This is a genomic window from Peptostreptococcus sp. MV1 (assembly GCF_000758885.1).
GTDB lineage: Bacteria > Bacillota > Clostridia > Peptostreptococcales > Peptostreptococcaceae > Peptostreptococcus.
Genome location: NZ_JRNB01000010.1, coordinates 1 through 23,080, shown reverse-complemented (window position 1 = coordinate 23,080; position 23,080 = coordinate 1). Strand labels below are relative to the sequence as shown.

Here is a 23,080-nt window from a genome sequence, read left to right as displayed (position 1 = left end):
AAATATATGTAAAACTAAAGAGGTGCAGAATGTTAAAAAAATTGATGATGCCTTGCTTGGCTCTTGTGATGGTGGTCAGTTTGACAGCTTGCAAAAAGGGTGAAAATGCAAAAAAAGACAATTTGGATATGACTAGTAACAAGGCAGGTATAACTGTATATATGGATAAGGGGGCTAAAATTGACCCCAAGTACCTTGCTAGTGGTAAGTTGGCGATTAACTATTTACCTAATATTAAAGGTGATTTTGAAAAGAAACATATTGATAAGATAGTCAACAGTATTGATAAAAATGTTAAGGTTCTTCTGATATCCACAAATAAAAAGGGACTAGAGCCTGTATTTAAAGGGGTTAAAAATAAATTACCAGGTGTAATTACAATAGCTGATGGTATTGGTGAATTATCTTCAGAGGACAAGCATATGGTAATTAAGGATAAGAATATAGATATTGGTCTTTTGGAATATATGTATTCTGGTAGAGAGTCTGTTATCACAGCCAAGGAGATGTCGGCAGATAACTTTATTTATATTATTTCAAAAGAAAAGGCATCTACAAGAGGATTTATAGAGGATATAAATAAGGCGAGGCTAGCTGCTGAAAAATACAATATGAAGTTTTCCGTAGAAGAGGTTGGTGAAGATTATGGCGACTTACAAAAAAAGTTAGATGCTATGGATGAACAAACTAAGTCTACCACTGCTATTTATCCGTCTGAAGAAAAGTATTCTGAGTTTTGCTTAGATAATGTTATCAAGAGTAGGTTTATATTGCCAAATATAAATTCAGAAAATGATGGCGAATTGTTGGCAAAGAAGTTGGCTAGTGATTCTATGGAGAAATTTAAAAATAGAGAAGACTTCGATAAGGAAATTTCCAAAAAACTTGCCAGTAAAGGGCTAAAAAATAAGGTGGCTGGTATATCTGAATCGAGAAAGGCAGTAGTTACAGAATTAGTTGCAGAGGTAGCTAATTATATGTACGAAAAGAATTTTACATTGGAGGAGTGTTATTCAAATTCAACTATATTAAACAGGGCCAACACAGATCTAAATCTAGGTTTGAATTTTGATAGCATGGGGATTTCATACGGATATTTCAGGAAACTGACTTTTTTAACTAGAATTTATTAAGGAGGACACTTATGAATAGTATATTTAAAAAAATATGTTTGTTTACCGGTCTTGCAAGCCTTCTAGTGTCCTTGACTGCCTGTTCTGGTGACAACAAGGTGAAAAAGGAAATTTTGGACTCTGATTCAGACAATGAGGCAAGTGTAGCTATCCTTACAGATAGTAAGAAGGATGATTTTGAAGCTTATGATGCATCTATGGCTATAAAAGAACAATATGGTGTCAAAAAAAAGAACAAGTTGACCAAGGCTCAAATAGTCGACTATCATTTGCCTAATAAGGATATGACAAACTATGAAAAGGATAAAAAACGTGTCCTAGACAAGATAAAGGAAAATAGGGAAATTAAGGGTCTAGTAGTATCTACTTCAGATCCTAATATTATATCTGCTTTGAAGGAACTTAAAAAATCCAGAAAAGACATGCTTCTAGTATCTGCTGATCAGGCTACAAGTATCGATAAAAATACCACTGACAATAAGACTAAGGATGTGGCCGCTGGCACAAGGGACTTGATGGATACTTTTGATATGAACTTTAAGACTGCTCAACCAGACCGTACTAAGAGAATAGCTGAATTGGCGAGAACTTTGGGAGCAGAGAGGACGATAGCTATAGTCGATGACAACTTGTCAGCATCTGTAAAATTAAACTTGGATGGTCTAGATAGTGAAACAAAATCATACGGCATGGCATATGAAGAGGTAAGTCTACCTAAATTAGAAGCCAATGAAAAAGTTGCATATGTGTCTAATCTTATAGATGAAATGACCAAGAAATATGGTGACAAGGTAAACTACTACCCTACTAGTAAACTTATAGATGATATTTTGATTAGTAGAATTACAGAGAATAATTTCTATGTAGCTGAACTATCCCAACCTAATAAACTTGCCGATATATTGGACAAGTATAGCATTAAATATATACACAGGCAAAGGTATGAGTATGCATACTTAAATTCTCAGGTGTCTACTTTCTTGTCTAGAATCAACGATTCAGGCAATAGAATGGGCTCATCTAGCGCAGACCCTAAAAATCATACCCTAAGGATGGCATTAGAACTTGCTGTAAATATCACCGGAAAGGGTACTGACATAGAAAAATGCTATAATCCATACTTTCTAGAAAAAATATCTACATTTAGGATTAAGCTTAATGCAGCTTTTTCTAATGTTAGCAAGGGTACAAAGAACTACAAGCAGGTAGATCCAGACCCATATATTTATTAGTTTAGATATCTTTGAGATTGACAAATAGCATACTAAAAAGTATAATGAAAATATTATTTATATATTGATTTGATGGAGGTAGAAATATGGTAATGATTATACCAGATGACTATAAATGTGATTTAGACGTTTTAGAAACGCAAAAGGCAATAAAGAAACTAAAGGACTTTTTTCAAGAAGAATTGAGTAAGGAGTTGAACCTACTAAGAGTATCTTCACCTCTTTTTGTCCTACCAGAAACAGGTACTAACGATAACTTGAATGGAGTAGAAACTCCTGTAAGCTTTATAGTTCCATTTATAAACAAGAAGGCAGAAATAGTTCAGTCTTTAGCAAAATGGAAGAGGATGGCAATAAAGAAATATAATATACCTATGTACGAAGGTATATATGCTGATATGAATGCAATTAGAAAAGATGAGGAATTAGACAACCTACATTCATTGTATGTTGACCAGTGGGACTGGGAATACCAAATCAAAAAAGAGGATAGGACACCTGAAAAGCTAGTTTGGATAGTTGAAAAAATATATGATGTATTTAAGAGGGCTGATGAATATATACTAAGTATGTATCCACAGTTCACACCACTACTACCTGAAAGGATAACTTTTGTAACTAGCCAGGAATTAGAAAATGAATGGCCAAACCTTACTCCAAAGGAAAAGGAGAGGGCTATAGTGAGAAGACACAAGGCAGTATTTTTGAAGGGGATAGGCAGTGTCTTGGAGTCAGGCGAAAAGCATGACGGTAGATCTCCAGACTACGACGATTGGGACTTGAACGGTGACTTGCTATTCTACAATCCAGTCCTTGATGATGTAATAGAATTATCATCAATGGGTATTAGGGTAGATGAGGAGTCTCTAACTAGGCAGCTAGAGATAGCAGGTGCAGAGGATAGAAAGTCATGTGACTACCATAGAGAGCTACTAAATGGAAACTTACCATATACAATAGGTGGTGGCATAGGTCAATCAAGAATATGCATGTTCTTCCTTAGGAAGGCTCATATAGGTGAAGTTCAGGTAGGTATATGGCCAAATGGCATGATCAAGGATTGTGCTAAGGCAGGCATCCACCTACTATAATTATTTGTATAGAATTTTGGAGGCAGTATGTATAAGTTAACTGGTGTTATGTTTAGCCAAGAAGAAATAGCTAGCAAGGTTGAAGAATTGGCTAGACAGATTGAAGAGGACTACAAGGGACAGGACCTTTTATTGGTAGGTATATTAAAAGGAGCGAGTGTATTTGTAGCAGATTTGATGAGAAAGATAAATCTAAATGTAAATATAGACTTTATGAGTGTGTCTAGCTATGGAAGTGGGACAGAATCATCTGGTACAGTAAAGATTTTAAAAGACCTTGACGTTGACATAAAGGACAAGAATGTCTTGATTGTTGAAGACATTATAGACTCTGGTATAACTCTTAGAAATCTTTATGATACTCTTATGACTAGGGAACCAAAGAGTCTAAAGCTATGTACCCTATTAAACAAGCCTGCTAGAAAAAAGGTGGATATAGATGTAGACTATGTAGGATATATAATTGAAGATAAATTTATAGTTGGATACGGTATTGACTATGATGAAAAGTATAGGAACCTTCCTTATATAGCAATAGTTGAAGATGTAGAAGATTAATTGAATAAATATTTTTTGATAATATATAAGGACTGTACCTGATATGATATAATTAGGTTACAGTCTTTTTATATATGGGAAGGTGAAGTTAATGGGAAATATTAGAGAAAGTAATAAGGACTCGAGGAAGAAATACTTCTTTTTCGATATAGATGGAACTATTGCTATTGGCATGCCTAGATATATACCTGAGTCAACTGAGTATGCCTTGAACAAGCTAAAAGAAAATGGCCACTTTATAAGTGTAGCTACTGGCAGAATGTATACTATGGCCAAGGATTTTTGTGACCAGTTCGGTATAAGTAATATGGTTACAGATGGAGGGTATGGGACTGTTTTAGATGGCAAGATAGATATAAAGCCTCTTGATAAACAGATGATGATAGATATAGTTGATGTGTTTGAAGAAAATAATATACCTTGGGCTATCTGCCTAGCAGATGAAAGGGTATGGCATACTAAAGACAAGAGATTTTATGATATCATGAAGCGGGAAACCAAAAACTATATGGATACAATTATAGATCGGGATTTAGATATTAGAAAGGTAAAAGACGTGTTTAAGGGCTTTGCATGTATAGATGTGGAGCTAGAGAGCAAACTGGATGCTTTGAAAAATGTAACTTATACCAGATATAGTCCAAGCTATATAATCATAGAGCCAGATGACAAGTCTTTAGGTATCAGAAAGGTCATGGACCTGATGGGTATAGAGGACCAGGATGTGGTTGTTTTTGGAGACAATACCAATGATATCAAGATGTTTAGGCCAGAGTGGACATCAATCGCTATGGGCAATGCAGTCAAAGAGTTAAAGGAAATTGCTGATTTTGTAACCAAGGATGCAGATGACGGCGGCATAGAATATGCTTGTAGGCATTTTGGTTGGATAGACTAAATTATTATGGTTTAGACGAGAAAATAGGGATAATATTCTGTGTTTGCTGGTAGATAAATATATAAAAAATTATGGATTTTGCCAGACGATGGCGAATAAGAGGAGATTATAAGTGGATAAAAAAGTTGTAGTAATAGGTGGAGGAGCTGCCGGTATGATGGCTGGATATTTTGCAGCAAAAGAAGGGGCTAGTGTCACTATTTTAGAAAAAAATAAGATGCTCGGAAGAAAGATAAGGATAAGCGGTAAGGGTAGGTGCAATTTGACTAACGCTTCTGATTTAGAGACTATAATCAATAATATATATAGAAATGGTAATTTCATGTATAGTTCTCTGTATTCCTTTACCAATGACAATCTGATAGACTTGTTTGAATCTTTTGGTTTGAAGTTAAAGACTGAAAGAGGTAATAGGGTGTTTCCAGTTAGTGACAAGTCAATTGACGTTGTTAAGACTATGGAGAAAATGTTGGACAGTAAAAATGTTAGGGTCAAGACATCCTCTACAGTAAAAAATATAATTCTAGAGGATGAAAAAGTCAAAGGTGTAGTTTTGTCTAATGGAACAAAAATGATGGCTGATAGAGTAATAGTAACTACGGGGGGCAAGTCCTATCCTTTGACGGGTTCAACTGGAGATGGCTATATAATGGCTAAGAAGTGTGGCCATAGTATTACTGACCTTTATCCTGCTTTGGTAGGTTTAGAGACTAGAGAGCCTATTTCCGAGGAATTAGTGGGCCTTAATCTTAGAAATATTTCTATAAACCTCTACAAGAATGGTAAGAAGATATATGAAGATTTTGGTGAGTTGGAATATAGGGACTATGGTATAGATGGCCCTATTATTAAATCTGCGTCATGTTATATGGATAACTTTCAAAAAAATAACTATAAAATAGTTTTGGATTTAAAGCCTGCTCTAACATATGAAAAATTAGATGCTAGAATTTTGAGAGACTTTGAAAAATATTCAAACAAACCATTTGAAAAATCTTTAAAGGACCTACTTCCTAAGAAGATGATTGACTATATAGTATACAAAACAGGAATAGATAGAAAAAAACCGGTTCACCAGGTATCAAAAGAAGAAAGGCATATACTACTAGGGCTTATAAAGGGTGTAGAATACGATATAAAAAGGTTAAGACCCATTGAAGAAGCAATTGTAACTGAAGGTGGAATATCAGTCAAAGAGGTTAACCCAAGTACAATGGAATCCAAACTAGTAGAGGGTTTATATTTTGCTGGAGAAATTTTGGACATAAATGGATTTACTGGTGGCTACAACCTTCAAATAGCATTTTCTACAGGCTATTTGGCAGGAATAAATAGTGCCCAGTAAAAATTAGTAAGAGGCCATCCTTGTCTTCCAGATTGATTTGACCCCAGTGAGTCAGGCTAGACCTGTACTGGAGGCATATCAAAGTGGAAGACATGAATGACCTCTTATTAGCCTTTGTTATATTTCCGAAAAAACAACAAGATAAGGCTAATGTTATAATGTGGTTTTACAATAAAATTATAGCTATTAATATAATTATATATCTCTACCTATATAGTTATAGATTTTTTCGTTTCCAATATCTATATTACCCGTTTCTAAAAATTTTTTAATACAATCCACGTCCCATTCTGTCAAATACTGGGCAGGTATGGAAAGATTATATCCACTGTCAGCCAATATGGAATTTAATTTAAAAATGCTGGTATAATCAGCCTTTCTTGAATAATAGGAAGTCACTTTTTGCCTGTGGTATGTCAAACAATCATTTTGTATTGTGATAAGTGTCTGGACATATTCCTTATAGGCATCTCTGAAGTCTGATACAACTATTCCTATTTCATTCAAATAAGTCGTCATAGATTCATCTTTTAACATGTTGTCAGCAAACTTATCGGCTGTTAATTTACCTGATATGATTCCTTTCTGGTACTTCCTCAGAACCTTTTTAGTACGGGTATAGATGTCGTAACGGTTTTTCAAACTAAGATCTAAAAACTTCATCAGCATCACCTCTACTTTAATTTTACAATAAAAAAATAAAAAAAGCTAGTTAATACTAATAAATAGTTTACAAAAATCACTATTTTTTCTAAAAATATAGTATAATAAACATAATATCTACTAGGGAGGAGTCTTATGAGTAATATTGAGAGAATGAAAAATCTTGTTGAGATAACCAAGATTGTAACAAGTGCCGATAGCTTTTACGAGGTTAAAGACTTAATAATTAGCAAGATGCTTAATGTTGTACATCCAACAAAGGCCTGTGTAAATCTTTTTTATGGAAATGACTATAATTATGCACACCTAGTTTGTTCAGCAACGCTTGAGTATATACCTCAATTATTTAATCCAGATAAAAAATATGGTGCTAAGATAGATTTTGATACATATCCAGAATATATTCATGAAGCAGTTGACAATCAAAAGGTAATTGTTGTTGATAATATACTTGAGGACCCTAGGGCAGGCAAGGAAGTTGAACTTGCCAGCAAAGAAAATTATGTTGGAAGGGCAGTTTTTCCATTTGTTATAAACCACAAGACTGTTGGTTTTATGACTTGTTACCTGCGGGAAAGTGACTTTTTGACTGATGACGATATAGACTTTATTACACAGGTTGCATCACTTATGACTCTGTCAATTTCCATTACTCAGAAAAATAGTGGCATTAGTAAGTTGATAAATAAACTTAGAAATTCAGTTAGTAGCTTGAATAATGCATCAAAACAGTTATACTCCACAAAAGATATGTATGATTATCTTAGAAGGATGGCAGTTATACTTCAAGATACTACCAATAGTACTTATTGCCTATTGAATATATATAATCTTGGCAGTAGGGGTGATGTTGTGGGGCAGAAGATAAGCATAGTTGAGCCTATTGAAGAGTCTAATTATATGAATAAGATGATGCCATATATAATCAGGGCCAACAAGATATCTGCCTTTGGAGAGAGTGAAGAATTGGCTAAATCCAATGGCAAAAATGCTAGGTACTACCTTTACTACAAACTGATAATAGATTCAAAGACACAGCTTATTTTATGGTGCATCAGTGGAAAAAAATATACCAAGGATGATCAAAATACCTTGTCAGCCCTATCTAGGCAAATAGGTATGAGTATGCAGTCTTATGAGTATACTCTGAATGATGAAAAGCATAGGAATATAGACAATGAACTAAATGTATTAAAACGCCAGCAAGAACTCATTATGAAACAAAATAATGTAAAAACTGTCAATGGCAAGGAAATTTTTTACTATCACAAGTCAGCTAAGGTGGTTGGTGGAGACTTTCACTATGCTATAGAAACCAACGATCATATAGTATTTATAATTGCAGATGTGATGGGGCATGGGATAATATCAAATTACATAGTAGCTACGATGAAAGGGGCCTTTAATGCCTTAGTTAGTTATGTAGATACTCCTGCCGAGTTATTAACCAAAATTAACAAGTACCTGTACGATGAGTTTGACAAGATGAGTGTTTACTCAACAGCCTTGGTTGGGACAATCAATAAGAATACAAAAATGCTAACTATATCGAATGCAGGTCACTACTTGCCAATAATGGTTGATCAGGATTATAGACTAATGCATTTCGAAGATGACAAGAGGGGGATACCTGTTGGTATACTAGATGATACAAAGTATGAAAATATGTCTCTTGATATAAAGGATACAAAGGGTATGCTTTTATTTACTGATGGTATAGTTGAATTAAAAAATGCAGATGGGCAAGAGTTTGGTGTGTCAAAATTGGAAAAGTTTTTCATAGACCATATCGATGATGATAAGGAGGAATTTTTGAATATACTAGACACTACAATAAAGGAAAATACCTATGATGAAGAGAAGAGGGACGATATTCTTTTGGTAGTTATTAAATAGAATTTTATTTTATGCCTTATTTGCATATTATTTATATATGCCTGACAAGAATATCAAATGATAACAAAAATATCAATTGAAACTTCATTTCGTAGGGCTTAACCAAAAACAAGTTAATTGTTTAACATCAATTAGCTTGTTTTTTTATGTAAAAAATATAAAAGTTTAAAAAAGTTGGCTATTTTGGGATATATATTTAATATTATTACACAATGATTATCCAGAATAAAAAAAATAAAAGATGTCAAGTTACTGTAAACAGAATGTGTAAAATATATATAAATTAGACATTTTAAATGACTATATTTAGACAAATGAATTTTTATTATTAAGTTGATTTTTTGGTTTTTTTTTAGTATAATGAGTCTAAACGGTTAGAAATAAAGAAATACTTTAAAAAGTTTTCTCAGAAAATCTAATTGTGAATTTTATTAATTAATATAGGACATACTAATAGACTGTTTTTGCATTATCAAATGCGACTAGTATAGGATATATTCTTGGAGGATGTATAATTAAATTATATATTCATCATAAATGGACTACTACTTATAGGTGTATTTGTGTGTTCCATATTGTATACAAGAAACAATATACTTATTCTTATTTTCTTAAGGAGGAAAAAAATGGCTAAATTTATGAAAACAGTTGACGGTAATACAGCTGCTGCTCATGTATCTTATAGCTTTACAGATGTAGCTGCTATTTACCCAATCACTCCATCATCTACAATGGCAGAAGTTGTTGACGAATGGGCATCACAGGGAAGAAAGAATATTTTCGGTCAGGTTGTAGAAGTAGTAGAAATGCAGTCTGAAGGTGGAGCAGCAGGTGCTTTCCACGGTTCATTGGCAGCAGGTGCACTTACTTCAACATATACTGCATCTCAGGGTCTTCTATTAATGTTACCTAATATGTACAAGTGTGCAGGTGAATTACTACCAGGTGTATTCCACGTATCTGCAAGAGCATTAGCAGCTCAGGCACTATCAATATTCGGTGACCACCAGGACGTTATGTCAGCTAGAATGACAGGATGTTGTCTATTGGCATCTGGTTCTGTTCAGGAAGTTGCAGATATAGCTCCAGTAGCCCACTATGCAGCAATTGAAGGTAGACTACCTTTCATACATTTCTTCGATGGATTTAGAACATCTCACGAAATACAGAAGGTTGAATTATTTGAAAATGAAGACTATGCTAAGTTATTGAACTTTGATGCTGTTAAGGAATTCAGAGATAGATCACTTTCTCCAAATTCACCAGTAACTAGAGGTACTGCTCAGAACCCTGACATCTACTTCCAGGCTAGAGAAGCATCAAACAAGTACTATGACAACATGATTGGTATAGTTGAAAAATACATGGACAAGATGTCAGAAATGACAGGAAGAAAGCACGGTCTATTTGATTACTATGGTGCAGAAGATGCCAAGTATGTAATGGTAGCTATGGGTTCAGTTACAGAAGCAGCTGAAGAATTAATAGACCTGTTAAACGCTGATGGTGGTAAGTACGGTATAGTTAAGGTTCACCTTTACAGACCATTCTCTCAGGACCACTTCCTAGCAGCTATGCCAAAGACTGTTGAAAGAATAGTTGTATTGGATAGAACTAAGGAACCAGGTGCAAATGGAGAACCTCTATACCTAGATGTAAGAGATATTTACTATGGTAGAGAAAATGCCCCAATTATTATAGGTGGTAGATATGGTCTAGGATCAAAGGATACTATACCAACTGACCTATTGGCAGCATTTGAAAACTTGACTTCAGACCAGCCAAAGGATAGATTTACTCTAAGCATAGTTGATGATGTGACTCATCACTCAATCAAGGCTAGCAAGGAAGTTACAATAGCTCATCCAGGTACAGTAAGATGTAAGTTCTGGGGTCTAGGTTCTGATGGTACTGTAGGTGCCAACAAGCAGGCTATAAAGATCATCGGTGACAACACTGACAAGTATGTACAGGCTTACTTTGACTATGACTCTAAGAAGTCTGGTGGTATTACAATGTCTCACTTAAGATTTGGTGATACTCCAATCAGATCAACTTACCTACTTGATGCAGCAGATTACATTGCCTGTCACAAGCAGAGCTATGTACACCAGTATGATGTAATCAAGGGCTTGAGAAAGGGTGGTACATTCGTACTTAATACTATCTGGTCTCCAGAAGAATTAGATGCCAACCTACCAGCTACTCTTAAGAGATATATAGCTAGAAACGAAATAGAATTCTATACTCTAGATGCTGTAAACATAGCTAAGGAAATAGGATTAGGAAATAGAATAAACATGATTTGTCAGTCAGCATTCTTTAAATTGGCAGATATAATACCAGTAGAAGATGCAGTAGCTTACTTGAAGGATTCTATAAAGAAGACTTACGGTAAGAAGGGTGACAAGATCGTAAACATGAACAACGAAGCAGTTGAAAAGGGTATAAATGCCCTAGTTAAGATAGATGTACCTGCTGCTTGGGCTGATGCAGTTGACGAAGCAGAAATGGCTACAATCGGTGAACCAGAGTTCATCAAGAATATCCTTAGACCAATGACAGCTGTAGAAGGTAACTCTCTACCAGTATCAGCATTCAACGGTCGTGAAGATGGTCACTTCCCTCAGGGTACAGCAGCATATGAAAAGAGATGTATAGCTGTTGACGTTCCTGAATGGCAGATAGACAACTGTATCCAGTGTAACCAGTGTTCACTAGTATGTCCTCATGCTGCAATTAGACCATTCCTACTAACAGAAGAAGAAGTAGCTAATGCTCCAGAAGGATTTGAAACTAAGAAGGCTGCTGGTAAGGGACTAGAAGGTCTACAGTACAGAATCCAGGTATCAGCTATGGACTGTACAGGTTGTGGTAACTGTGCTGACATCTGTCCAGCCAAGACTAAGGCTCTAGTAATGAAGCCTATGGAAGAACAGAAGGAAGCTCAGGAAGCTAACTGGTACTTTGCAACTGACTTTGAAAAGGTATCAGCTAAGCCAGACGTAATGGCTCCAACTACAGTTAAGGGATCACAGTTCAGACAGCCACTTCTTGAGTTCTCAGGCGCATGTGCAGGTTGTGGTGAAACAGCTTATATGAAGCTTGTAACTCAGTTATTTGGACCAAGAATGATGGTTGCAAATGCTACAGGTTGTTCATCAATCTGGGGTGCTTCAGCTCCATCAACTCCTTACACAGTTAACCACGAAGGTAAGGGTCCATCTTGGGCAAACTCATTGTTCGAAGATAATGCTGAATACGGATATGGTATGTACCTAGGTGTTAAGCAGTTAAGAAATAGAGTTAAGTCACTAGCAGAAGAGCTAGTAAATCTTGCCCCAGAAGCTGACAAGGCTATAGTAAACGACTACCTTGCTAATATGTTCAACGGTGACACAACTATTGCTACAAGTAATGCATTTGAAGCTCTTGTAGACAAGTATCTTGCTGAAGGCCAGTTTGTAGAGCTTGCAGGTCAGTTGGCAGAATTAAAGGATTACTTTGTTAAGAGATCTAACTGGATTCTTGGTGGAGACGGTTGGGCATACGACATCGGTTACGGTGGTCTAGACCATGTATTGGCTTCAGGTGAAGATATCAACGTATTGGTATTCGATACAGAAGTTTACTCTAACACAGGTGGACAGTCTTCTAAGGCTACTCCAGTAGCTGCAATGGCTAAGTTTGCTGCAGCTGGTAAGAGATCTAAGAAGAAAGACCTTGGTATGATGGCTGCTACTTACGGTAACGTATACGTTGCACAGGTTGCTATCGGTGCTGACAAGAACCACGTACTAAAGGCTATCCTAGAAGCTGAAAAGCACAAGGGACCATCTCTAATAATAGCTTATGCTCCATGTATCAACCATGGTATTAAGAAGGGTATGGGTAAATCAGTAGAAAACGAGGCTGATGCAGTTAAGTGCGGATACTGGCACCTATACAGGTTTAACCCAGAGCTAAAGGCTGAAGGTAAGAATCCATTTATCCTAGATTCTAAGGAACCAACTGAGTCATTCAGAGAGTTCATCATGGGTCAGAATAGATATGCTTCAATAGCTAAGATGTTCCCAGAAGAAAGTGAAGAATTATTCGCTCTTGCAGAACAAAATGCTAGAGAAAGATACGAAGGCTATAAAGCAATGGCAGATAGATAAGAATAAGTAGTGTGAAGGCTGTGTCGACTATGTTGGCATGGCCTTTACTATTTTTTGGTATTTGGATGTGGACACCTTGCGTCATAGTTGTAGAAAAATTTGGGATTTATCAAAAAAATCAAAAAAATATGCAAAAAGTCATTCTTTATGGTAAGATATTATGGATAGGGGTATTATACATTAACGTGGAGGTATAGAATATGTTAATAAAGCAAGTACTAAACAACAATGTGGTGCTGGTATATGATGAATTAAAAAATAGAGAATATATTCTAACAGGCAAGGGTCTAGGCTTCCAAAAGAAAAAAGGCATGGATGTTGATGTAGATAAGGTGGAAAAGAAATTTATATCTGATGATACCAGTGTCAAAAAGAGGCTGATAGCTTTAGCTGAGGAGATAGATCCAGATATATTTGAGGCTACTAACGAAATAATAGGTAAAATTGAAAAGTTCCTGGGAGAAGACCTTTATAAGTATATATACTTGTCTCTTACAGACCATATAGCTTTCGCTATCAAGAGGTTTAATGAGGGTATAATTGTTAGGAATACTTTTCTGTATGAAATAAAGAGGGTATATAAGAGGGAGTTTGAAGCCGGTAAGTTGGCAGTAGATTACTTAAATAGTAAATTTTCTATAGATATGCCTGAGGATGAGGCCGGTTTTATAGCCATCCATATAATAAATTCATACTACCAGGGAAATTCCGAGAAGTATCAGGAAGATATAAAAGTTTTAAAAATTTTGAAAGATGTCTTGAATATTATTAGATATTATTATAAAATAGAATATAAGGAAGATGATCTGGATTATGATCGTTTGGTTACCCATGTAAGGTTTTTTGCAAAGAGGGTACTCTTGAACAAGAGGTTGGACGACAATAACGATGATTTATTGGAATTAGTTAAAAATAAATATGATGAGGCCTATAGGTGTGTAGAAAAGATAAATGAGTATATCTTGAATAATTATTTTTATGAAATTGGTAATGATGAGAAATTATATTTAACCCTACATATTGATAGAGTCACAAAAAAAATCTTATAAGCTAAGGTTGTTACTGAAGAAGGCAAGACTTAGGTGTATAGGTATATTATGAAGTGTATTTGAACCACTTTTATTTGGTATTCGAATAATCATATATTCCTATATGCTTAAGTCTTTTTATTTGATTCTCTTTAGGACAGCTAGTTTGAAAGAAGTTGATGTCATATATATTTAAATATTATTTTTTAGGAGGTTATTATGAACAAGGGTAAAATTTTCGAAGTTTTACAGAGAATTGGTAGATCTTTCATGCTTCCGATAGCAATTCTACCAGTTGCAGGGCTTTTCCTTGGTATAGGTGGCTCATTCACCAATACTACGATGTTGGAAGCCTATAATTTGACGGGAGTATTAGGGCCTGGTACTTTTGCCAACTCAATACTTACAGTTATGAACGATGCAGGTAGCATAGTATTTGGTAACTTGCCAATCCTATTCGCCATGGGTGTTGCTATAGGTATGGCCAAGGCAGAAAAGGCCGTTGCTGCACTTGCTGGTGCACTTGCCTTCTTTATCATGCATGCTGCTATAGGTGCCATGATTACAGTTCATGGTGGGGCAGACAAGATGTTGGCAGGTTCTGTAGCTACTACAGTTGGTATTGAGTCATTACAGATGGGTGTGTTCGGTGGTATTATAGTAGGTCTAGGTGTTGCCTACCTACACAACAAGTTCTACAAGATAGAATTACCACAATCACTATCTTTCTTTGCTGGTACAAAGTTTGTGCCAATCATATCAGCTGTTGTCTACCTAGTTGTAGGTATCATCATGTTCTATGTATGGCCAAAAGTTCAGATGGGTATCAACGGTGTTGGTGAAATAGTTAGAGTATCTGGTTACTTTGGTACTTGGGTATATGGTTTCATGGAAAGAATACTTATACCATTTGGTCTACACCACGTATTCTACCTACCATTCTGGCAGACATCAGTTGGTGGTACAATGGAAGTTGGTGGCAAGATGATAGAGGGTGCACAGAACATATTCTTTGCCCAGCTAGCTGACCCTAATACATCAATATTCAGTGTAGAAGCTACTAGATTTATGTCTGGTAAGTTCCCACTAATGATATTTGCTTTACCAGGTGCAGCTCTTGCTATGTACAGAACAGCTAAGCCAGAAAAGAGAAAGATCGTTGGAGGTCTATTATTCTCAGCTGCTCTTACATCAGTATTAACAGGTATCACTGAGCCAATAGAATTTACATTCTTATTCGTTGCTCCATTCCTATACTTAATCCACTGTATATTTGCAGGTGCAGCATATATGTTGATGCATATATTCAAGGTTGGTGTTGGTATGACATTCTCTGGTGGTCTGATAGATATGACTCTATTCGGTATACTACCAGGTAATGCTAGAACAAATTGGTTTATGATTGTCCTAGTTGGTATAGGTTACTTTGTAGTTTACTACTTCCTATTTAGCTTCCTAATCAAGAAGTTCAACCTAAAGACTCCAGGTAGGGAAGAAGATGACAATGCAGAAGTTAAGCTTTATACTAAGGCCGATGTAAATGCAAAAAAGGACGAAAAGGCTAAGGAAGACAAATCTACAAATGCAGATGATGATCTATCAATGGCTATAGTCCATGGTCTTGGTGGAAAGTCTAATATAGAATCAGTTGATTGCTGTATCACTAGATTAAGGTGTACTGTAAAGGATTCGGGACTTGTTAAGGATGATGTCTTGAAGGCAACTGGTGCTGCTGGTGTAGTAAAGGCAGGAGCAGGTGTACAGGTAATATATGGTCCTAGGGTAACAATCATAAAGTCTAACCTTGAAGAATACTTGGAAAGATCTAATATTGAAGATGCTTATGGGGATATGTTGGCTGCCGGTAAGTTAAGCGAAGGTGTGATGCTTGAAGAAGAAAAGAAGGTTGACCTTGGTCAGTCTAGTATGGAAATAGTAGCACCAGCAAATGGAGAACTACTAGACCTATCTCAGGTTCCAGATGATGTATTTTCACAGAAGTTGATGGGTGAAGGATTCGCCGTAGAATCTGCTGATGGTGATATATATGCTCCAGTAAGTGGTGAAGTAGGAATGATATTCCCAACTAAGCACGCCATAATAATAGCTACAGAAGATGGTCTTGAAGTATTAATCCACATGGGTATAGATACTGTTAAGATGGAAGGCCAAGGATTTGAAGTATTCTGTCAGATGGGACAGAAGGTTCAGGCTGGTGACAAGCTAGCTCATATGGACAAGGCCCTATTCCAGTCAAAAGGATACGCTACAGTTACTCCAGTAATCTTCACTAACCTAGATGCTAGCAAGAAGATAGAACTTCAGCCAGGACAGGTTCAGGCTGGACAGAAGGACAGAGTAGTTTGTAAGTAAAGACTATATACCTACTTGTAGGTCGGATAATATTAATAAATAAGTCTCTATAGACTATAAACATGCTTATTCAAGCAAAGGGAGGAAGACATTCTAAGAACAGAAAAATGAATGTCTTGCCTCCCTTTTGATTTACATTTAAATATACTTTTCAGAATTTATGTGGAAAAAGCTATTTGATTTATTGTATAATTTACAGTATCTTAAGTTTTCTATATAGCTGGGCAATAGGAAGGCCCATTATAGTGTAATAATCACCATCTATAGATTCTACCAATAAGGCTCCCATGTCCTGTATACCATAGGCACCTGCCTTGTCCATTGGAGAGCCAGTAGCTATATAGTCTCTTACAATGTTTTCCATATTTGAATCCCAGTCATAGAATCTTACCTGGGCGAAGTTAGTAAAATTATACTCCTGGTCTGGTCCTATTATGCTGACTCCTGTGTAGACCCTGTGTACCTGGCCTGATAGGTCCTTGAGCATATTGTAGGCATCATCCTGGTCTTTTGGTTTACCTAGTATAGAATTGTAGGTAACGACTAGGGTATCAGACCCTATGACTATGGCATGAGGGTAGTGGTCGTGTATGGCCTTGGCCTTTTCATAGGCTAGTTTTTTAGTCAACCTGTCTGCTATATGGAAGGTATCTTGGCCACTTGATTCTGAAAGGACTTGGTCCTTTATAGCATCTTCATCTATATCTGCAACCATAGACCTAAATTCTACTTGGCACATTTTTAGGAGTTCTATTCTCCTAGGCGATTTACTAGCTAGTATTATCTTATTCATTTTTATTCCTTTCTCTAAATCTATATAAATTTGGTGTCAATATTTATATTCACATTATAACCTATGTACTTATCTTTGACAAGCTCTTGAACTTCATTTCTTACCAAATCCTCGTCAGTAGAATAGTCGAGTAGGAGGTCAAAGTATATTGATTTGGCTTCTTCATCTATAAATAAACCATGATATCCTAGGCAGTGTGAGTTTTTGGAAATATATTCATTTATTATATCCATAAGTGCCTTAGCAGTTCCATGGTTTTTGTTCACAGAATAGAAACCGAATGTAAGATATATATTAAATCTATTATAGATTTCTGTCTGTAGCCTATGAAGGGTTGGGTAGATGTCTCCAACCTGAGTCTCATGGTCAAGCTCGACATTTATAGATCCCATATTGTAGACTGGACCATAGTTATGTATTATCAGGTCATGGGCTCCAAGTATACCATCCTGAGATTTTACTAAATTTCTTATTTCATCTGTAGTGCTAGGGTCTATCTTTATTCCAAGTATCTTGTTGACAGAATCTAAAAGTATATCTATACCAGTTTTTATAATAAAAATTGATATGATGGCACCAGCATAGGCATCCAACTGAACTTTAAAGAATATGTTGGCTAGGGCAGATATTACAGTCAAGCTAGTTATAATAGCATCATTTTTTGCATCCTTACCAGATCCTACAAGGGCTCCCGAATTAACCTTATTACCAAGGTTTTCAGTGTAGCAGCCAAGTATAATTTTAGTTATAACTGTAATAACCATTATAAGCAAACTTATTAGGGTGTAGCTTGTTTGTGAGGGATTAAAAAATCCTTTGACAGAGCTGATAAGTACCTGTATACCTGTAACTATGACTATTATTGCTATAACCATGCTAGTGAGGTATTCAATCCTACCGTGACCAAAGGGGTGCTTTTCATCTTCCTTTTTTAGTGAAAGCTTGGTTCCAACTATGGTGATTATTGACGATGACGAGTCTGTAAAGTTGTTCATGGCATCTGATGTAATTGCTATTGAGTTTGTAAATATACCAAGTATAATTTTTGTTACAGCAAGGGCTATATTTACTATGATACCGATTATAGATGCCCTCATGATCCTAGTTTCCCTATTATCTATTTTAGTTGAATTATTTTGATTAGGTATTTTAATTTGTTCTGTATTCAATTTCATAACCTCCTTATCATTAGATTATCGATTGATAATAACCTTAGTATATATAATACCACTTTTTTTGCATATATAACAATATTTTTAATAATGTTAGTTTAAATTAGGTATTTGAGATATAATATACTTTATAGGTTTAGATAGATATTTGAGATATAATATACCTTATAGATTTAGATAGATATAGGAGGAGAAAATGCATTTATTACTTGAAAACAATCATATTCTTACATGGATTCTATACTTTTTCATATACGCCTTTATTGGTTGGATAGTTGAAGTAGTCTATCATGTTGTAAAGCAGGGAAAGTTTGTAAATAGAGGCATGCTGGCAGGCACTATTTGCCCTATATACGGTTTTGGTTCGGTATTGTTGACCTATTTACTTTTTCCGTATAGAGATAAAACATTAATTTTATTTTTGAGTTCGGCCTTAATATGTACCTTTTTAGAATATTTGGCGGGTCTTATACTAGATAAACTATTTCATAAGAGGTGGTGGGATTACTCGGACAACAAATTTAATCTAGGCGGATATGTATGTCTGGAATTCCTACTATACTGGGGTGTAGGAGGCATAATACTTGTAAGAGACATACATACCAGTATGGTCAATATGGTATCCTTGATACCGATTCAGTTATTGATGGTAGTAGATATACTATTTTTAATTATTTTTATAATTGATCTAATATCTACTGTTCAATCTATACTAAAGTTTAACAGGAAGTTGAAGCTATTGAGTGAAATGAGAGAGGACATTTATAAGGTCAGTGACAAAATAGGAGAGGAAGTAGCTGATAGGACATTAAATGTCATGGATAAGTCTCTTTTGATATCCAAGTTTACAGCTAGGGAAAAAAGAATTTTTTCTGCCTTCCCGAATATTAAAGAGAACAGGTATAGGGATGTTTTTCTTGAGTTGAGAGATAAATTTGACGAGTGGCAGTCAAAATAGCCTAGCTAGAAAAGAGGTATGGCTTTATTTATGTAGATAGGAATGATGACGGTTCAGGAAGCCTAGCGAGGTCTAGGAAAAAGTCCTTCTACTGGTATGAGACTGTTATTGAGTCTAATGGCCAGCTTATTTAAGAGTCAAATGAGTATAGAAACCTTGCAAATATTAACTTTTTAAGTTATTATATTTATTGTATATATGAGCTATTGACTAAATTTAATTAGATTAATTATAAACGAGGTGTAGATAATGGAGAATATAAAAATACAGCCAATTTTGTGTGGTGGAGACCTGAACTGCTACAGTGTTGCAAGGGCCTTTCATGAGGAATACGGACTAAGGTCGATTGCCTTTGGTAGATACTACTTAGGTGCGACTAAGGACAGCAAGATTATAGATTTTAGGGTGACTCCTGATATTACAGACCCTGACAAGTTTGTCGATATACTTTTGGATGAGGCCAAGAAGCATCCAGCTGACGTCAAGCTAATCCTAATGGGATGTACGGATGAATACGCAGAACTAATAATAGACAAAAAGGACCAGTTAAAGGATGCCTTTGTACTTCCCTATATAGATGCAGACCTAAAAAATAGGCTGGTTGAGAAGGAATCCTTCTATGCTGTATGCGAGGAATACGGCTTGGATTATCCAAAGACCTATATATACAACAAGGGGGACCAGACTAGGGACTTTGGCTTTATGTACCCAATTATAGTCAAGGCCTCTGATAGTATATCCTTCTTCCAACATCCATTTGAAGGTATGAACAAGGCCTATGTAGCCCATAGTGAAGAAGAGTTCAACCAGATAATATCTGATGTATATTCACATGGCTATGAAAAGAGTATGATTATCCAGGACTTTATACCTGGTGAAGATGACCATATGAGGGTTTTGACTTGTTATTCAGACCAGAATGCCAAGGTCAAGATGATGTGTCTAGGCCATGTCCTATTAGAGGAACATACTCCTAAGGGAATAGGCAACCATGCTGCCATCATCACAGAATACGAAGAAGAGCTGATGGACAAGTATAAAAAGTTCCTAGAGGAAATAGGCTATGTAGGTTTTTCTAACTTCGACATCAAGTATGATGACAGGGACGGAAAATTCAAGGTATTTGAAATCAACCTAAGACAGGGTAGGAGTAACTTCTACGTTACATCTAGCGGCAACAATATAGCTAGGTATGTAGTAGAGGACAAGATATACAATAAGGAAATGGACCTAAAGATACAGAAGGATCCATTCTACTGGCACGTAATACCAAATTCAGTAGTATATGACTTTGTCAAGGACAAGTCACTGGTTAAAAGGTGCAAGGACCTTGTAGCCCAAGGCAAGTCAGCCAGCTCATTTGGATACGATTATGACCTAAAGGGCAACTTCAAGAGGAGGTTTTACCTATTCTTGTATGGTCTAAACCAGAAGAAGAAATTCAACAAGTATTGTAAAAAATACTAGGCAATAATTTACAAACGGAGAAAAATATGAAAAAAGATATAACTGTAGGTGTCTTGGGGGGCTTGGGCCCAATGGCAACTGTCTATTTTTATGATATGGTAGTTGAGATGACAGATGCCAGGATAGACCAGGACCACCTAGATATGATAATAATGAACAGGGCGACTACACCTGACAGGACAGCCTATATAGTGGGGTCCTCAGATGCCAGTCCACTGGAATATATATGTAGGGATGCCAAGAGATTGGAGGCGGCAGGGGCTGACTTTTTGGTCTTGACCTGCAATACTGCCCACTACTTCTATCAGGATATAGCAGATTCTATAGGTGTACCCTTGATAAATATGATAGAAGAAACAGTTGCCCATGCCAAGAAACAAGGCCACAAGAAAATAGGTATACTGGCTACAACAGGCAACATCAAGACAGGCCTATACCAAGATATGTGCATCAAGCAGTCAATGGACTACTATGTGCCAAATGATTCAGTCCAGGAAAGTGTAATGGACATAATCTACAAGCAGGTAAAGGCAGGGAAAAAGGCTGATATGGGCCAGTTCCAGGAGATTGTAGACGCCTTGCTAGCTCAAGGATGCGACTGTGCTATTCTAGGCTGTACAGAATTATCTATTATTAAAAAGGATGAAAAACTTCCGAATGACTTTTTTGTGGACTCTTCAGAGGTTCTAGCCATGACAACAATAATGAAGGCAGGTAGAAAACTAAAAGAGGACTATCAAATATAGGTCAATAGAAACAGGGGTGGACTAAATGAAACTTAGTGAATTACTCGCAGGTCTGGACTATATATCAAACAGGAGTCAGGACCAGTTAAAAGAGTGTGAGATAGACAATATATGCTACGATTCCAGAAAGGCAAGCCAAAATGGGATCTTTGTAGCAATAAAGGGCGAAACAGTAGATGGGCATGACTATATAGACTCAGCCTACCAAAAGGGGTGTAGGGTATTTGTAGTCAATGACAATATGGAACTTGCAGAGGATGCTACTATGATAATTGTAGATGATAGCAGGAACTGCCTATCCCATATTTCAGCAAATTTCTTTGGCAACCCATCAAGAGACTTGAAGGTAATCGGTGTGACAGGTACCAAGGGCAAGACTACAATTACAAACTACCTGAGGACGGTCTTGACAAAGTCGGGCCTAAACACAGGCGTAATAGGGACAAATGGGGTCTTCTACAATGACTATGCAGGCAAGACCATAAATACAACACCAGAGTCATATGAGCTACACAAGACTATAAGAGAAATGGTAGATGCAGGCGTAAAATGTCTTGCTATGGAAGTATCTTCAGGAGGCCTGATGATGGAGAGGGTAAACCACATAGATTTTGATATAGGTATATATACCAACCTATCTCCTGACCACATTGGTCCCAAAGAACATCCAACATTTGAAGACTATAGGGACTGCAAGTCCAGGTTATTCTCCCTATGTAGACATGGTATCATCAACCTAGATGACGACCATGCTGCCTATATGATTGATAAGGCAAACTGTGACATAGAGACCTTCTCTATCAAGGCAGACAGTGACTACAGGGCCCAGGATATTAGTCTGACAAGGACAGAAACTAGCCTGGGTGTAGATTTTGACTATGTGACTAGGGATGGTCAGACTACTAGGACTCATATAGCATCACCGGGTGAATTCAGTGTATACAATGCCCTAGCAGTAATAGCTGCTGCAAATTATTTAACCATTGATAAGGACAAGATGCTGCTAGCACTCTCTACAGCCCAGGTAGATGGAAGGGTTCAAGTCCTACCATCTATACTAAACATTACCGTAGTCCTAGACTATGCCCATAACGGTGTCAGCCTAGAAAATGTCCTAGAAACCCTACTCAAGTACCAACCAAAGAGGTTGATTTGCATATTTGGCTCAATAGGGGGAAGGGCAGCCCTACGTAGGAAGGAATTGGGAGATGTTGCAGCCAGACTATGTGACGTATCAATCCTAACAACAGACAATCCAGATGATGAAGACCCAATGGATATAATCAACGATATAGGGGAGTCATTTGTAGATTCTAAGTGTCAGGTATACAAGATTGTAGACAGGCCACAAGCCATACTAAAGGGGATAGAAATAGCCAAGCCAGGTGACATGGTAGTAGTGGCAGGCAAGGGTCATGAAAAGTACCAGATAATAAAGGGTCAGAGAGTATTCTATGACGAAAAGGCAGAAGTCCTAAAGGCAATTGAAATAGTTAAGAATAGATAAAATAAGGGTTGTATAATATTTAGCGTTGGTGAGAGAAAAAATTCTCTCCCAACGCTAAAT

17 protein-coding genes and 1 pseudogene are annotated in these 23,080 nt (G+C 36.4%); 15 read left to right on the top strand and 3 right to left on the bottom strand.

Annotation, left to right across the window (positions count from 1 at the left end; genetic code table 11):
- The first annotated feature begins 29 nt into the window (after positions 1-29).
- The 6 genes from HMPREF1639_RS01380 (at position 30) to HMPREF1639_RS01355 (ending at position 6,257) form a co-directional block, all read left to right on the top strand.
- A complete protein-coding gene (locus HMPREF1639_RS01380; protein ID WP_052045368.1) occupies positions 30-1,133 on the top strand; it encodes a DUF3798 domain-containing protein in 1,104 nt (367 codons plus the stop codon).
- A gap of 11 nt (positions 1,134-1,144) precedes the next feature.
- Positions 1,145-2,365: a DUF3798 domain-containing protein gene (locus HMPREF1639_RS01375; RefSeq protein ID WP_036762464.1), complete on the top strand. Its 1,221-nt coding sequence runs from the start codon at positions 1,145-1,147 to the stop codon at positions 2,363-2,365.
- A gap of 86 nt (positions 2,366-2,451) precedes the next feature.
- Positions 2,452-3,456, top strand: coding sequence for an aspartate--ammonia ligase (gene asnA / locus HMPREF1639_RS01370; RefSeq protein WP_036762463.1), 1,005 nt, complete (start codon positions 2,452-2,454; stop codon positions 3,454-3,456).
- Between the two features lie 27 nt (positions 3,457-3,483).
- A complete protein-coding gene (gene hpt, locus HMPREF1639_RS01365) occupies positions 3,484-4,014 on the top strand; it encodes a hypoxanthine phosphoribosyltransferase (protein WP_036762462.1) in 531 nt (176 codons plus the stop codon).
- Positions 4,015-4,105: 91 nt separating this feature from the next.
- The gene (locus HMPREF1639_RS01360) at positions 4,106-4,912 is read left to right on the top strand and encodes an HAD-IIB family hydrolase (protein WP_036762460.1); all 807 of its coding nucleotides are present in this window, start codon (positions 4,106-4,108) and stop codon (positions 4,910-4,912) included.
- A gap of 154 nt (positions 4,913-5,066) precedes the next feature.
- Positions 5,067-6,257, top strand: coding sequence for an NAD(P)/FAD-dependent oxidoreductase (locus HMPREF1639_RS01355; RefSeq protein ID WP_052045369.1), 1,191 nt, complete (start codon positions 5,067-5,069; stop codon positions 6,255-6,257).
- Positions 6,258-6,452: 195 nt separating this feature from the next.
- Here HMPREF1639_RS01355 and HMPREF1639_RS01350 read toward each other — a convergent pair whose 3' ends face one another.
- A complete protein-coding gene (locus HMPREF1639_RS01350) occupies positions 6,453-6,920 on the bottom strand; it encodes a hypothetical protein (protein WP_036762453.1) in 468 nt (155 codons plus the stop codon).
- A 135-nt stretch (positions 6,921-7,055) separates the two neighbouring features.
- Between HMPREF1639_RS01350 and HMPREF1639_RS01345 the strand changes: the two genes are divergently transcribed.
- The 4 genes from HMPREF1639_RS01345 to HMPREF1639_RS01330 all read left to right on the top strand — a co-directional run bounded on the left by HMPREF1639_RS01345 (position 7,056) and on the right by HMPREF1639_RS01330 (position 16,377).
- Positions 7,056-8,816: a GAF domain-containing SpoIIE family protein phosphatase gene (locus tag HMPREF1639_RS01345; protein ID WP_036762451.1), complete on the top strand. Its 1,761-nt coding sequence runs from the start codon at positions 7,056-7,058 to the stop codon at positions 8,814-8,816.
- A 626-nt stretch (positions 8,817-9,442) separates the two neighbouring features.
- Positions 9,443-12,976, top strand: coding sequence for a pyruvate:ferredoxin (flavodoxin) oxidoreductase (gene nifJ / locus HMPREF1639_RS01340; protein ID WP_036762450.1), 3,534 nt, complete (start codon positions 9,443-9,445; stop codon positions 12,974-12,976).
- 200 nt (positions 12,977-13,176) lie between these two features.
- A complete protein-coding gene (gene licT, locus HMPREF1639_RS01335; protein ID WP_036762448.1) occupies positions 13,177-14,025 on the top strand; it encodes a BglG family transcription antiterminator LicT in 849 nt (282 codons plus the stop codon).
- Between the two features lie 198 nt (positions 14,026-14,223).
- Positions 14,224-16,377 (top strand): PTS transporter subunit IIABC, encoded by a 2,154-nt coding sequence (locus tag HMPREF1639_RS01330; RefSeq protein ID WP_036762446.1) that lies wholly within the window; start codon positions 14,224-14,226, stop codon positions 16,375-16,377.
- Positions 16,378-16,570: 193 nt separating this feature from the next.
- Here the strand turns inward: HMPREF1639_RS01330 and HMPREF1639_RS01325 are convergent, their stop codons facing one another.
- Both HMPREF1639_RS01325 and HMPREF1639_RS01320 read right to left on the bottom strand, forming a co-directional pair.
- On the bottom strand, positions 16,571-17,170 hold the full coding sequence (locus HMPREF1639_RS01325; RefSeq protein ID WP_036762444.1) for a Maf family protein: 600 nt from the start codon (positions 17,168-17,170) through the stop codon (positions 16,571-16,573).
- A gap of 20 nt (positions 17,171-17,190) precedes the next feature.
- Complete coding sequence (locus HMPREF1639_RS01320; RefSeq protein WP_242847254.1) at positions 17,191-18,339, bottom strand: cation diffusion facilitator family transporter; 1,149 nt, start codon at positions 18,337-18,339, stop codon at positions 17,191-17,193.
- 199 nt (positions 18,340-18,538) lie between these two features.
- Here HMPREF1639_RS01320 and HMPREF1639_RS01315 point away from each other — a divergent pair, with 199 nt between their 5' ends.
- The 5 genes and pseudogenes from HMPREF1639_RS01315 (at position 18,539) to HMPREF1639_RS01300 (ending at position 23,020) form a co-directional block, all read left to right on the top strand.
- Entirely contained in the window at positions 18,539-19,300 is a 762-nt protein-coding gene (locus tag HMPREF1639_RS01315) for a putative ABC transporter permease (protein WP_036762442.1), read from the top strand.
- Between the two features lie 5 nt (positions 19,301-19,305).
- Positions 19,306-19,434, top strand: a pseudogene (locus HMPREF1639_RS09190) (family 1 glycosylhydrolase); the annotation flags it as partial.
- Positions 19,435-19,549: 115 nt separating this feature from the next.
- The gene (locus HMPREF1639_RS01310) at positions 19,550-20,767 is read left to right on the top strand and encodes a carboxylate--amine ligase (protein ID WP_036762440.1); all 1,218 of its coding nucleotides are present in this window, start codon (positions 19,550-19,552) and stop codon (positions 20,765-20,767) included.
- 26 nt (positions 20,768-20,793) lie between these two features.
- The gene (locus HMPREF1639_RS01305; RefSeq protein WP_036762437.1) at positions 20,794-21,513 is read left to right on the top strand and encodes an aspartate/glutamate racemase family protein; all 720 of its coding nucleotides are present in this window, start codon (positions 20,794-20,796) and stop codon (positions 21,511-21,513) included.
- 25 nt (positions 21,514-21,538) lie between these two features.
- Positions 21,539-23,020, top strand: a complete 1,482-nt coding sequence (locus tag HMPREF1639_RS01300; protein ID WP_036762435.1) for a UDP-N-acetylmuramoyl-L-alanyl-D-glutamate--2,6-diaminopimelate ligase — start codon at positions 21,539-21,541, stop codon at positions 23,018-23,020.
- The last annotated feature ends 60 nt before the right edge of the window (positions 23,021-23,080 follow it).